At 73.8% G+C, this 13,386-nt stretch carries 7 protein-coding genes and 1 pseudogene; 5 read left to right on the top strand and 3 right to left on the bottom strand.

The genetic code is table 11. The features are described 5' to 3' along the window. Positions 1–18: 18 nt before the first annotated feature. Positions 19–1,572, top strand: coding sequence for an aminotransferase class I/II-fold pyridoxal phosphate-dependent enzyme (locus V6U77_RS06355; protein WP_334605252.1), 1,554 nt, complete (start codon positions 19–21; stop codon positions 1,570–1,572). A gap of 33 nt (positions 1,573–1,605) precedes the next feature. Here V6U77_RS06355 and V6U77_RS06350 read toward each other — a convergent pair whose 3' ends face one another. Continuing rightward, positions 1,606–2,088, bottom strand: coding sequence for an SRPBCC family protein (locus tag V6U77_RS06350; protein WP_334605251.1), 483 nt, complete (start codon positions 2,086–2,088; stop codon positions 1,606–1,608). 16 nt (positions 2,089–2,104) lie between these two features. Next, the gene (locus V6U77_RS06345) at positions 2,105–2,938 is read right to left on the bottom strand and encodes an enoyl-CoA hydratase-related protein (protein WP_334605250.1); all 834 of its coding nucleotides are present in this window, start codon (positions 2,936–2,938) and stop codon (positions 2,105–2,107) included. A 122-nt stretch (positions 2,939–3,060) separates the two neighbouring features. Between V6U77_RS06345 and V6U77_RS06340 the strand changes: the two genes are divergently transcribed. The 3 genes from V6U77_RS06340 to V6U77_RS06330 are packed head-to-tail and all read left to right on the top strand — an operon-like array spanning position 3,061 to position 5,829. Continuing rightward, on the top strand, positions 3,061–4,305 hold the full coding sequence (locus V6U77_RS06340; RefSeq protein WP_334605249.1) for an aspartate aminotransferase family protein: 1,245 nt from the start codon (positions 3,061–3,063) through the stop codon (positions 4,303–4,305). After that, positions 4,302–5,327, top strand: coding sequence for an SDR family oxidoreductase (locus tag V6U77_RS06335; protein ID WP_334605248.1), 1,026 nt, complete (start codon positions 4,302–4,304; stop codon positions 5,325–5,327). Before V6U77_RS06340 ends, V6U77_RS06335 begins: the two co-directional genes overlap by 4 nt. Positions 5,328–5,358: 31 nt before the next feature. After that, positions 5,359–5,829, top strand: coding sequence for a type II toxin-antitoxin system RatA family toxin (locus V6U77_RS06330; protein ID WP_334605247.1), 471 nt, complete (start codon positions 5,359–5,361; stop codon positions 5,827–5,829). A gap of 75 nt (positions 5,830–5,904) precedes the next feature. Here V6U77_RS06330 and V6U77_RS06325 read toward each other — a convergent pair. After that, positions 5,905–11,529 (bottom strand): annotated as a pseudogene (locus V6U77_RS06325) (SDR family NAD(P)-dependent oxidoreductase); the annotation flags it as partial. A gap of 213 nt (positions 11,530–11,742) precedes the next feature. On the opposite strand from V6U77_RS06325, the gene V6U77_RS06320 reads away from it, so the two are divergent. Beyond that, positions 11,743–13,386 carry a fatty acyl-AMP ligase gene (locus V6U77_RS06320; RefSeq protein WP_334605245.1) on the top strand — a complete coding sequence of 548 codons (1,644 nt, stop codon included), beginning with the start codon at positions 11,743–11,745 and terminating at the stop codon, positions 13,384–13,386.

Below are 13,386 nucleotides of genomic sequence, written 5' to 3'. Positions count from 1 at the left end.
CACCAGGGAGACGACACCGTGACCATCGAGCTGGACGAGCGTGAAGACGGCGAACTGATCGGCATCATCCTCAAGGCGGCACGCTGCGGGGACTTCGAGACCATGGCCCGTACCGCGGCCGAGGTCTCCGAGATGACCCGCAACTGGGCCACCCACATCCCGTGGGACGACCTCGCGTCGCTCGAGGGCGCCGACGACGAGCTGGCCCGGGTGGTCGTCGACCTCACCGAGATGTGGGAGCCGGCCCACCTGCGCAACCCCGTCGACCCCGACGAGGAGTACGCCCTGGACAAGAACGCGTACGACTTCTACCGGCCCGCCGGGCGCAACCTGCTGACCCGCACCGGGGACTTCTACGGCTGGGTGCAGGCCCGTCGCCGTACGGAGACGTGGCAGTACTCCCGGGTGCTGGAGGCGGCACCGGACAGCGTCGCCCAGATCACCAACGACCTGGGCCGGCGGGCCCGCGGCATCAACTTCAACTCGCAGGACTACCTGTCGTTCAACACCCACCCGGCGATCCGGGAGGCGGCGGCCAGGGCGATGCACGACTACGGGCCGCACAGCGCCGGCTCGCCGATGGTGCTCGGCAACACCCGCATCTCCGACGATCTGGAGGCGGCCCTCGGCGACCTGGTCGGCCTCGACCACGTGACGCTCTTCCCGACCGGCTGGGCGGCCGGGTTCGGCGCGGTCGTCGGTCTGGTCCGGCAGTCCGACCACGTCCTGATCGACCGGCTGGCCCACTCCTGCCTCCAGCAGGGGGCGCGGGCGGCCACCCGGAACGTGGTCCGCTACGAGCACCTCAACGTCGAGGCGGTACGCCGGCACCTGACCGAGATCCGGGCCACCGACACCCGCAACGGCATCCTGGTCGTCACCGACGGGCTCTTCTCGGTGGACGCGGACTGGCCGGACCTCGTCACCCTGCAACGCGTCTGCCGGGAACACGACGCCACGCTGCTGGTCGACGTGGCGCACGACCTGGGCGCGATGGGGCCCGGCGGCACGGGCGTGCTGGGCATGCAGGGCCTGCTCGGCAGCGTCGACATCGTGATGGGCGCCTTCTCCAAGACGTTCTGCTCCAACGGTGGCTTCGTGGCCTCCCACTCGCCCGCGTTGAAGCAGTACATCAAGATGTTCGGCGGCTCGCACTTCTTCTCGAACGCGCTGTCGCCGGTGCAGACCGCGGTGGTGCGGGAGGCCACCAGGATCATCCGCTCGGCCGAGGGGGACGCGCTGCGGGCCCGGCTGTTCACCGCGATCCACGCCCTGCGCGACGAGCTGACCGGCCGGGGTCTGACCTGCATGGGCGAGCCGTCGCCGATCGTGCCGCTCCTGATCGGCAACGAGAAGCTGGCGCGCACGGCGAACCGCCTGCTCTTCGACCGGGGGGTGCTGGCGTTCATGGTCGAGTTCCCGGTGACCCCGACCGGCTCGTCCCGGTTCCGGCTTCAGGTGCAGGCCGGGCACCGGCCCGAGGAGGCCCGCGAGGCGGCCCGCATCATCGAAGGCGCCATCGCCGACTCCCGGGCGTACCTCTCCAGCGCCTTCGGCAGCGCTCCCCGCTAGCGTTCGCTGGTCGCCGCCGGTCGCTGCCCGGGCTCAGGCCGCCTCCAACTCCCGCTTCAACCGGCGCAGGGTCTCACGCATGCCGTTGCGGTTGGCGGTCGGGCGGTCGCCCGCCACCTTCCCGGTGAAGATCCGGCCGAGCAGGTGGGCCGCCCCGTTGCGCCGGTCCTGCCAGTACTCGGTCACCTGCGTGCCACCGTCGGCCTCGCCGAACCGGTAGCCCCAGCGGGCCACCGGCTGACCGAAGGTCGTGACGTCGAAGGCGAACTCGCTGCCCGGCGTCGCGGTGACGACCCGGCAGGTGGTGAACCACAGCAACGGACCCCGACGGTTCCAGCCGACGAACCGTCGGGGCTGCCCGCCGTCGTCGCGCCGGGTGACCCAGACCGCGACGCACTCCGGGCTCCATCGGGCCATCCGCCGCACCTCGGCGACGGCCGCGTAGACCGTCTCCGCCGATGCCGCGACGGTGATCTGTTCGGCGATCTCCGGAGCGTGCCCGGCTGCCCGCGTCATGCCGCAACCACAGGTGTCATTCGTTCCTCCACGGGAGGTACTCGGGCAGGTCGCTGCTGACCCGCCCGGGGAAGGCGGGAGCGCGGCGCTGCCGGAAGGAGTCGAAGCCCTCCCTCGCGTCCGCGCTGGTCAGCGCCTCGGCGGAGAGCCGGGAGTCCAGCCGGTGCGCCGGGTACGGCGAGTCCAGCGCGCTGGTGCGGTACAGCATCTGCCGGATGACCGCCACGGACACCGGCGCGGTGGTGGCGATGATGGTCCGCGCGAGCTGGTAGGCCTTGTCGAGCAGGTGCTCCGGCTCGTGGACGCTGTGCACCAGCCCGGCCGAGAGCGCCTCGGCGGCGTCGAACGCGCGTCCGCTGATCATCCAGTCCAGCGCGCAGCCCATCCCGACCAGCCGCGGGAGGAACCAGGTGGACGCGCCCTCGGCGTAGATGCCGCGCCGGCTGAAGACGTACCCGAATCGCGCGTCGGTGGCGGCGAGCCGGTAGTCGGCCGGCAGGATGATGGTGGCGCCCGCGCCGACGGCCGCGCCCCGGATGGCGGCGATGACCGGCTTGTTCATCGCGAAGATCCGCATCGAGCACCGCCCCGCCGGCTCCGCCCACTCGGCCTCGGGGTCGTCGGGGGTGTCGAACTCCGTCACGGACGGGTCCAGCCCGGCGCAGAAGTGCTCCCCCGTGCCGGTCAGGACGACGACCCGGACGTCGTCGTCGCGGTCGGCACGGTCGAACGCGTGGGCGAGTTCGTCGGCCATCCGCAGGGTGTAGCCGTTGCGCTCCTCGGGACGGTTGAGCGAGACCGTGGCGATCCGGTCCGAAACGGAATAGATGATCTCGCGGTACGTGTCCACGCCCGGCACCATAGAGCAAGGTCAACGCCCTGGACAATGCTCAAGGGGTCGGCTGTTCGGTCACCGTCGCCTGTCCTGAGTAGACCATTGTCCGGTCGGTGCCGTTCGGGCAGACTTCCGCCGTGTCCTCCAGTGTCTTCGAGATCTACCGCCGCCATCTCGGCGAGGGGCTGGGCCGGGTCGCCGCCATGCTCCAGACACCACTGGAGGTCGGCGCCACCGGCGCCGTGGTGCACACCGCGGACGGTCGCCAGCTGCTGAACTGCGCCGGCTACGGCGTGTTCTTCGTCGGTGCCGGCAATCCGGTCGTGCTCGCGGCGGTGCGCGACCAGCTCGAACGGCAGGCGTTGTCCACCCGGGTGCTGCTCAACGAGCCCGCCGCGCGGGCCGCCGAGGCGTTGACCTCGGTGGCGCCGCCGGGCCTGGTCAAGGTGCACTTCTCCAACTCGGGCGCGGAGGCGGTGGAGACCGCGATCAAGATCGCCCGGGCGAACGGGCGACACCGGCTGGTCTCCATGCACAGCGGATACCACGGCAAGACGGTCGGCGCGCTGTCGCTCACCGCCCGGGCGCTCTACCAGGATCCGTTCCGCCCGCTGCTGCCCGAGGTCACCCACGTCCGGTTCGGCGACCTGGACGAACTGGCCGCCGTCGTCGACCGTGACGTCTGCGTGGTCGTCGAACCGGTGCAGAGCGAGGCCGGGGTGATCATCCCGGAGCCCGGCTATCTCAAGGCGGTCGAGGCGCTGTGCCGCGACCGGGGGGCGATGCTCGTCCTGGACGAGGTGATGACCGGCCTGGGACGGCTCGGGACCTGGTGGGCAGCCGACCTCGAGGGCGTACGGCCGGACGTCCTGCTCGTCGGCAAGGCGCTCAGCGGCGGGCTGGTGCCGGTCGCGGCGACCCTGGCGACCGCGGAGGCCTTCGCCCCGTTCGACAAGGACCCCTACCTGCACACGTCCACGTTCTCCGCGAATCCCCTCGCCATGGCCGCCGTCCGCGCGACGGTCGAGGTGATCAGGGACGAGAAGCTGGTGGACCGGGCGGCCGAGCTGGGCGCGCGGCTGCTCGCGGCGATCACCGGGGCGCTGCGGTCGATCGGGCACCTGGTGGCCGACGTACGCGGCGTCGGGCTGCTCATCGCAGTGGAGTTCCGCGACGCGATGCACGCCGCGGAGTTCCTGATGGACCTGCTCGACAACGACGTGGTCGTCAACCACTCGATGAACGCGCACCCGGTGCTGCGGCTGACCCCACCCGCCACCATGACCGCCGACGAGGAGACGCGACTGGTCGCCTCGTTCGAGCGGGCCTGCGCCGCCCTGGCCGCGCGGTTCCCCGTCACCGGAAGCGACTCCCCCGCATGACGCGACGTACCGTCCTGGTCACCGGGGCCAGCGGCGTCGTGGGCACCGCCGTCCTGGCCGAGCTCTCCGGCTACGACGTGCTCGCCGCCGCCTACCGCCGTCTGCCGGGCGGCACGAACCGGGTGGTCAGGCTGGACCTGCACGCCCCCTCGCTCGGGCTCGACCGCCGCGCCTACCGCGAGCTGTGCGCCGAGGTCGACGCGGTGGTCCACTCGGCCGCCATCGTCAACTTCTCCGCCGACCAGGCGGAGGTGAACCGGCTCAACATCGAGGGCCTCGGCCGGGTCGTCGAGTTCGCCGCCGAGGCGGACGCGCCCCTGGTCCACGTCAGCACCGCCTACGTGTCCCGCTACGGCCACGAGGGCGGCGGCGGCAGACTGGGCACCGAGAAGGCGGCCGCCCGGACCGACGAGTACGTCACGTCGAAGTACCTCGGCGAGAAGCTGGTCCGCGACAGCGGCATCGACGCGGTGATCGTCCGGCCGGCGATCGTCATCGGCGACTCCCGTAGCGGCGTCATCCGTCAGCACCAGGGCGTGCACCAGCTCGCCGAGTACCTGGTGACCGGCGAGCTGCCCTTCGTTCCGGCGCATCCCGGCACGTTCTTCGACCTCGTCCCCCAGGACATGGTCGCGCAGGCGATCCGCGCGGTGCTCGACGCCGACCTGCGCGAGGGCGAATACTGGCTGACCGCCGGACCCGCCGGCATCCCGGTGGAGCGTTACCTCGAACTGGTGACGCAGACCGCCCGCGAGTGCGGCCTGGACATCCCCGACGGCCGGATCGCCGACCCGTCCATCGTGGACCGGCTCGTCCGGCCGGCGTTCGCGGACGTCCTGCCGCCCGAGGACCTGGCGCGGCTGGACGGCGTGGTCGCCGTCTGCGGGCTGGTCATCATCCCCGAACTGCTGCCGACGTCGTTCGGCACGATACCCGGCGGACCGGACGCGATGACCCCGGCGCAGGCCGAGGACGCGTGGCGGGTCAGCCTGCGTCACCTGATCCGGGGGTTGCAGCAGTGATCCTCAACCCGAGCTGAGGAGGCCACCCGCGATGGAGTGCTCCGTCATCGTGCACGCTCTGCTGCCCACGGCAGAGGCCAAGGAGTCGTTCGACCGGCTGGCCGACTTCGCGGCGTACCCGGAGTTCACCGACACCGTACGGACGGTCGGGGTGACCCAGGTCAGCTCGAACCAGGTGGAGTCGAAGTGGGAGGTGAACTTCCGCCGGGGCATCCTCGTCTGGACCGAACGCGACGACATCGACCCGGTCAACCGCCGCATCGACTTCGAGCAGATCACGGGCGACTTCGCGACGTTCACCGGCTCGTGGCTGGTCGTCGAGGCCGACGAGGCGGTACGGGTCGAGTTCGAGAGCCGGTTCGACCTGGGCATCGCCTCCCTGGCGAGCCTGATCGACCCGGTGGCGTGCACCGCGATGCGCGACTCGATCCGCAACATCCTGCTCGGGCTGTTCGGCTCCGACATCGAGGTCACCGTGGTGGAGGCCGCCCCGGTCGGCTGAGCGGCGGCGGGCCGTCCTCCAGTCGCCCGGGGCGGCTGGAGGACGGCCCGCTCTCCTGCCGGCCGAGACGGCCTCCTAGTCGAGCAGGTCGAAGAAGTCGTCCTTCGCCGCGTCGACCTTGTCCGAGTCGGTCTCGACCAGCGACAGCAGCTGGTTCAGGGCGTCGGCGAGCCGCTTACGCGCCACGGCGTCCATCGTGAGGTTGGCCAGGCTGGACTCCAGCCGGGTCAGCCCCTCCAGCACCCCGAGCGCGGTGGATGCCTGCTCGGGTAGCAGCTCACCGCGCAGGTAGGCGACGAGTTCCCGTACGTTCGGGTAGTCCAGGACCAGGGTCGCCGGCAGGGTCAGCCCGGTCACGGTGGCGAGCCGGTTGCGCAGCTCGACCGCCGTCAGGGAGTCGAATCCGAGTTCGGGCAGGCTCCGGCTGCCGTCCAGGTCGGCGGCGGACGCGTGACCGAGAACCATGGCGGCCTCGGCGAGCACCAGCTCACGCAGCACCCGGTCCTGTTCGGCGGGAGCGAGCCCGGACAGCGTCCCGGCGAGGTCCGGGCCCCCGGCCCGGGTGCCGCCGGCCGCGCCGCCGGTCACCGGGTCGACCGACGCGCTCCCGGGTGACGCCTGGCCGGCGACGTTCGCGCCGGCCAGCCGGTCCGTGCCCATCAGGTCGTGCAGCACCGGCGGCACCGACCGCCGGTCGTGCCCGTCGAGCAGGGCGCTGTCCACGTCGACGAGGACCGGCGTCGCGACCGCCGAGTCGAGCGCGCGCTCCAGCAGGGCCAGCCCGCGCCCCGGCGGCAACGGCGTCAGCCCGATCCCGCGCATGCGACGCAGGCCGGCGGCGCTGACCTGCTCGGCCATCCCGTCGGGCAGCTCCCACAAGCCCCACGCCAGCGACTGCCCCGGCAGCCCCTGCGCGCGCCGCCGCGCGGCGAGGGCGTCGAGGTAGGCGTTGGCGGCGGCGTACCCCGACTGCCCGGGCGAGCCGAGCAGGCCTGCGGCGGAGGAGAAGAGCACGAACGCGGCCAGGTCGCACTCCCGGGTCTGCTCGTGCAGCTGCCGTGCGCCGTCCGCCTTCGACCGCAGCACCGCGGCCACCCGCTGCGGGGTCTGCGACTCGACCACCCCGTCGTCCAGCACACCCGCCAGGTGCAGCACGGCGGTGAGCGGATGCGCGGCGGGGACGGACCCCAGCAAGTCGGTCAGGGCCGCCGGGTCGGCGACGTCGCAGGCCACGACGCGTACCGACTCCGCGCCGAGCGCGGACAGCTCGGCGCCCAGGTCGGCCGCGCCGGGGGCGTCGGCTCCACGCCGGGACGCGAGCACCAGGTGCCGCACCCCGCGCCGCTCGACGAGGTGCCGCGCCACGAGGCGGCCGACGGCGCCGGTCGCGCCGGTGACGAGGACGGTGCCCTGCGGGGCCCACGGTCGTGCTCCGGCACGGGTGACGGCCGCGGCGTCAGTGGGCGCCTCGACCTGCGGGGCGTGGCCGTCGGCGGCCGACGGGTGCAGCCGAGGCACCAGCAGCCCGCCGGCGCGCACGGCGACCTGCGGTTCTCCCGCGGCGCCCGCCGCGACGAGCGCCCGCCGCGACGCCGGTTCGTCGTCCAGGTCGATCAACGCGAACCGGCCGGGGTGCTCGGACTGCGCCGAGCGCAGCAGTCCCCACGCCGCCGCGTGCGCCAGGTCGCGGGGCGGGTCGCCCACGGCCAGCCGGGTCACCACCGCCAGCCGGGCGGCGCCGTACCGCGCGTCGGCCAGCCAGCGGTGCGCCAGGTCGAGCGCGGCGGCGACGGTGGGGTGCGGGTCGTCCCCGCCCGGCGGCAGTTCGGTGAAGACGAGATCGGGAACCGGCTCGCCGTCCGTCAGCCCGTCGAGCCAGACCGGGTCGGACGGGCCGGCCGGCGCCACCACCGGCTGGTCGGCGCCGAGCGCGGTCGCCGGTACCCAGCGCAGCTCGTACCCGTCGCCGGGCCCGGGGGGCCTGAGCGCGAGCCGGTCGGCGGCGATCGGCCGCAGCGCGACGTGCCGGACCGAGGCGACCGGCGCACCGCTCGCATCGGCGAGGACGACGTCGACACCGTCGCCGTCGCGGGTCAGCCGGACCCGCAGCGCCGTGACGCCACGGGCGTGCACCTGCAGGCCCGCCCAGGAGAACGGCAGCGCGATCCCGTCGTCCGCGCCGGCGTCGGCGAGCAGGCCGAGGGCGTGCAGCGAAGCGTCGAGCAGCGCCGGGTGCAGCAGGAAGCCGTCGGTCGCGCCGGCGCCGTCGGCGGGCAGCGTCACGTCGGCGAAGATCTCGTCGCCCCGCCGCCACGCCCGGGCGACGCCCTGGAACACCGGGCCGTAGTCGTAGCCAGCGGCGCGCAGGCGGTCGTAGAAGCCGTCCGTGTCCAACGGCGTCGCGCCCGGCGGCGGCCACAGCTTCAACCCGGTGGCGTCACTGGTCCGTACCGGGGCGACGGTCCCCGTCGCGTGCGGCGTCCACGCTCCGCCGGGTGGGCGCGCGTGGATCGCCAGCGCACGGGTCGGGTCGCCGTCGGTCCCGGCGACGACCACCCGGGTCTGCACGGCGCCGGCCTCGGGGAGCACCAGCGGCGCCTGCAGCAGGAGTTCCACCACCTCGGGGCAGCCGGCCTTCGCACCCGCGCGCGCCGCCAGTTCCGCCAGCAGCGCGCCCGGTACGACGACCACCCCGCCCACGCGGTGGTGGGCGAGCCACGGCTGGGCGGCGATCGACAGTTCGTCGGTCGACACCGCCGCGGCGTCCGGCGTCTCGACCGGTTCCCCGGGCAGCGGCCGGGCCGTCGGGGTCAGCCAGTACCGCCGGTGCTGGAACGGATAGGTGGGCAGTTCCGCGGGCGGGACGTCCCCGCCGACCAGGGCGGACCAGTCGACGTGCACGCCGCCGGTGAACAGGCGAGCCACCGCGCCCCGGGCGGAGTCCCGTTCGTCGCGCCCGTCGCGCAGCATCGGCACCGCGATCGTCGTGTCGCCCGTGTCGGCGTCCAGGTCGCCGACGCAGTCGAGGACCATGGCGGACAGCACGCCGCCGGGCCCCACCTCCAGGAACCGGGTGACCCCCTGCTCGCGTAGCCGGCGTACGCTCTGCGCGAACCGCACCGGCTGCCGCGCGTGCCGACTCCAGTGCCCCGGTGCGACCAGGTCCACCGGCAGTCCGGTCTCGTTGGAGACCAGCGGAATCTCCGGCGCCCGGTGGGTGAGGTCCGCCTCCAGCTTGGCGAGGTCCGCGAGCATCGGCTCCATCAACGGTGAGTGGAAGGCGTGGCTGACCCGTAGCAGGGTGGCCTTGCGGCCTCGCGCGACGAACGCGTCGGCGACGGTGCGCACCGCGTCCCGCGGGCCGGCGACGACGACCGATGTCGGGCCGTTGACGGCGGCGAGTCCGACCTGCGCCGCGGGGTCGGCGATCAGCGGCTCGACCTCCTGCGCGGTGGCCTGGATCGCCGCCATCGCGCCGCCGGCGGGCAGCGCCTGCATCAGCCGTCCGCGTGCGACGACGAGGCTGGCGGCGTCGTCCAGCGACAGCGCCCCGGCCACGTGGGCGGCGGTGATCTCCCCGATCGAATGGCCGAGGACGAAGTCCGGCCGGACGCCCCAGTGCCGCAGCAGCCGGTACAGCGCCACCTCCACGGCGAACAGCGCCGGCTGGGTGTACCCCGTCTGGTCCAGCAGGTCCGGGTCGCCGTCGATGACCGCGCGGATGGGGCGGTCCAGGTGCCGGTCCAGTGCGGCGCAGACCTCGTCCAGGGCGGCGGCGAAGCGCGGTTCGGCCGCGGCGAGCGCCCGCCCCATCCCGGGCCGCTGCGATCCCTGCCCGGGGAAGACCAGGGCCAGCCTGCCCTCGCTCGCCGTTCCGGTGACCACCGCCGGGGTGTCCTGCCCGGTGGCGAGCGCCGCGAGGGCCGCGCGGTCGAGGACGACGGCCCGCTGTTCGAACGCCGTACGCCGGGCTGCCGCGACCGCCGCCGCGCGGGCCGGCACGTCGGGGTGGGCGTCGAGGAAGGCGTCGAGGCGGCGGGCATGTTCGCGCAGCGCGGGGACGGTCCGCGCGGAGAGCACCAGCGGCGCCGGCGCGGCCGCGCCGTCGGTCGCGACGGCCGGCTCGTCGCGCGGCGCCTCCTCGACGATGACGTGTGCGTTGGTGCCGCTGATCCCGAACGACGACACCGCCGCGCGGCGTGGCCGGGCGCCGGCCGGCCAGGGCTGCTCGTCGGTGAGCAGCCGCAGCGGGCCGGCGGACCAGTCCACGTACGGGGTGGGTTCGTCGACGTGCAGCGTGCGGGGCAGCCGCTCGTGCCGCAGCGCCGCCACCATCTTGATGACGCCGGCCACGCCGGCCGCCGCCTGGGCGTGTCCGATGTTCGACTTGACCGACCCGAGCCACAGCGGACGCTGCCGGCCGCTGCCGTACGCGGCGATCAGCGCCTGGGCCTCGATCGGGTCGCCCAGCCGGGTGCCGGTGCCGTGTGCCTCCACCGCGTCCACGTCGGAGGCGTCGAGTCCCGCATCGGCGAGGGCGTCGGCGATGAGGCGTTGCTGGGACGGGCCGTTGGGCGCGGTGAGGCCGTTGGACGCCCCGTCGGAGTTGACCGCGCTGCCCCGCAGGACCGCCAGGACGCGTCGGCCGTGGCGGCGGGCGTCGGCGAGCCGTTCGAGGACCAGCACACCGGCGCCCTCGGCCCACCCGGTGCCGTCGGCGGACGCGGCGAACGACCGGCACCGCCCGTCCGGGGAGAGGCCGCGCTGGCGGCTGAACTCGGTGAACACCAACGGCGTCCCGATCACGGTGACTCCGCCGGCCAGGGCGAGGTCGCACTCACCGCTGCGCAGCGAACGGGCCGCCAGGTGCAGCGCGACCAGCGACGACGAGCAGGCGGTGTCGACCGACAGCGAGGGCCCTTCCAGGCCCAACGCGTACGACACGCGGCCGGAGACGATGCTGGACGCGTTGCCGGGCATCAGGAAGCCGGCGACCTCCGGCGCGATGGCGCCGAGGCGCGGGGCGTAGTCGCTGGCGATGACGCCGGTGTACACGCCGGTGCGGCTTCCACGCAGCGTGCGGGGGTCGACGCCGGCGCGTTCCAGCGCCTCCCAGGAGATCTCGAGCATCAGCCGCTGCTGGGGATCGGTGGCCAGTGCCTCGCGGGGCGACAGGCCGAAGAATCCGGCGTCGAAGTCGCCGGCGCCGTAGAGGAACCCCCCGTGGCGGGCGTAGGTGGAGCCGGGACGGTCGGGGTCGGGATGGAACACCTGCGGGTCCCAGCCCCGGTCGGTCGGGAACGGGCCGATGCCGTCGCGGCCGTCGGCCAGGAAGCTCCAGAAGTCCTCGGGGGTGTCGGCGCCGCCGGGGAAGCGGCAGGCCATCGCCACGATGGCGATCGGCTCCGGCTCACCCGGAGGCCTGCCGTCCGGCGCGCCGGCTGCCGGCGTGCCGGCGCGGTGCTCCGCTCCCGGGTCCGCGTCCGGGCCGTCGACCTGCGCGGCCAGGTACGCGGCCAGGGCCTGCGGGTTGGGGTAGTCGAAGGCGAGGGTGCCGGACAGTTGGAGCCCACTCGCCTCGGACAGCCGGTCGGCCAGTTCGAGCGCGGTCAGCGAGTCGAAGCCCAGGTCGGCGAAGGCGCCGTCCGGAGTGACCTCACCGCGCGGCCGGCCCAGTGCCTCGGCCACCTGGGTGCGCACGACATCCAACCACCACTGCGTCCTGGAGTCACCCATTCAGGCGGCCGCCTTCCAGTATCATCATCGTCAGCGCCGCGGTGACCCACCGGGCAGCGGTCATCCTTTATCGGCCATGGCGGCGGGCACAATCGCCCGTACGGACTCCACAAAGGATCTATGGTCTTTGTCGACCGGCCTGTCTAGGCTGGCCCGCATGATTCTGGCGAGCCTGAGATGAGCCGTTTCGTCGACACCGTCGTCGACACCGCCGGGCGGTCGCCGGGCGGCATGGTCACCGGCGCCCCCGCGAACCCGGTGCGGCGCGGCTGGGGGCAGTTGCACGAGGCGGCCCGGCGCACGGCGGCGGCGCTGGTCGCGGGCGGGCTGGCCCCCCGCGAGGCCGTCGCGGTCCTGGCCGGCGACCCGGGAGAGGTCGCGCGGGTCATCCAGGGGACGTGGCTGGCCGGCGGCAGCGTGACGATGCTGCACCAGCCGACCCCGCGGACCGACCTGTCCGTCTGGCGCGACGACACGCTGCGTGTCCTGCGCATGATCGACGCGCGTCTGGTGCTGGTGGGCGCCCCGTTCGAGGCGATGGCCGGCGTGCTGCGCGAGCAGGGCATCCCCCACCGGATGATCGGCGACCTGGACAGCGACCGGGAGTTCACCGTCGTGCCCGCCGCCGAGGACGACGCGGCGCTGCTGCAGTTGACCAGCGGCTCGACCGCCGAGCCGAAGGCGGTGCGGATCACCCACCGCAACATCCACGCCAACCTCGTCGACACCGCGGCGCACCTCGAGTGCGGCGACGACGACGTGCTGGTCAGCTGGCTGCCGCTGTTCCACGACATGGGCATGGTCGGCTGCCTGCTGCTGCCCATGTTCACCGGCATCGACCTGGTCGTGGTCACGCCCGCGGAGTTCCTCGCCCGGCCGATGGTGTGGGCGGAACTGATGAGCCGCTACGGCGGCACGATCACGGCCGCGCCGAACTTCGCGTACGCGATCCTGACCCGGCAGCTCGCCCGCGCCGACGCCGGTTCGCTCGACCTGTCCCGGTTGAAGGCCATGTGCAACGGCGCGGAGCCGATCGACCCGTCGACGGTGGAGGCGTTCGTGGCGGCCGGCGCCCGGTTCGGCCTGCGGCCCGAGGCGGTGAACTGCTGCTACGGCGCGGCGGAGAGCGCCCTGGTCATCTCGCTGTCGGCACTGGCGGATCCGATGCTCCTCGACACCGTCGACGCCCTGGAGCTGGAGAAGAACCGGCGTGCGGTACCGGCGGGCGACGACCACCCCACCGGCGTACGCCGGCTGCCCATGCTCGGCGCCGCCCACCCGAGCGTCGCCGTGCGGGTCGTCGACGACTCCGGCGCCGAGCTGGGCGACCGCGAGGTCGGCCGGTTGCAGCTGCGCGGCGACTCGGTGACCCGCGGCTACCTCACGGAGGACGGTCCGGTCCCCGCCCTGGACGACGACGGCTGGTTGGACATCGGCGACGAGGGCTACCTGGTCGACGGTCAGCTCGTGGTCTGCGGCCGCCGCAAGGACGTCATCATCATGGGCGGGCGCAACATCTACCCCACCGACATCGAACGCGCGGCCGCCGGCGTCGACGGCGTCCGGGACGGCAACGTCGCGGCGGTACGGCTCATGGCCGGCGACGTGGCGGCGCGGGAGTCCTTCGCGGTGCTGGTCGAGTCCCGTCTGGCCGGTGACCCGGGCGCCGAGAAGACGTTGTCCGACGCGATCGCCAACCGGGTCCTGGCCGACGTCGACGCCCGTCCGGCGCAGATCGTGGTACTCCCGCCGGGCAGCCTTCCGAAGACACCGTCGGGCAAGCTGCGTCGCGCGGCGGCCCACTCCCTCATCCCTCGTTGA

The organism is Micromonospora sp. CPCC 205546 (genome assembly GCF_036902715.1).
Classification (GTDB): Bacteria; Actinomycetota; Actinomycetes; order Mycobacteriales; family Micromonosporaceae; genus Micromonospora.
The sequence above is the reverse complement of the archived record's forward strand: the minus strand, read 5'-3'. Positions and strand labels throughout refer to the sequence as shown.

What these genes read in the sequence shown, in the direction of transcription:
- V6U77_RS06350 (WP_334605251.1), bottom strand. Translation starts at nt 2,088, where the DNA reads ATGACGCGGGCAGCCGGGCACGCTCCGGAGATCGCCGAACAGATCACC.
- V6U77_RS06335 (WP_334605248.1), top strand. Translation starts at nt 4,302, where the DNA reads ATGACGCGACGTACCGTCCTGGTCACCGGGGCCAGCGGCGTCGTGGGC.
- V6U77_RS06330 (WP_334605247.1), top strand. Translation starts at nt 5,359, where the DNA reads ATGGAGTGCTCCGTCATCGTGCACGCTCTGCTGCCCACGGCAGAGGCC.
- V6U77_RS06320 (WP_334605245.1), top strand. Translation starts at nt 11,743, where the DNA reads ATGAGCCGTTTCGTCGACACCGTCGTCGACACCGCCGGGCGGTCGCCG.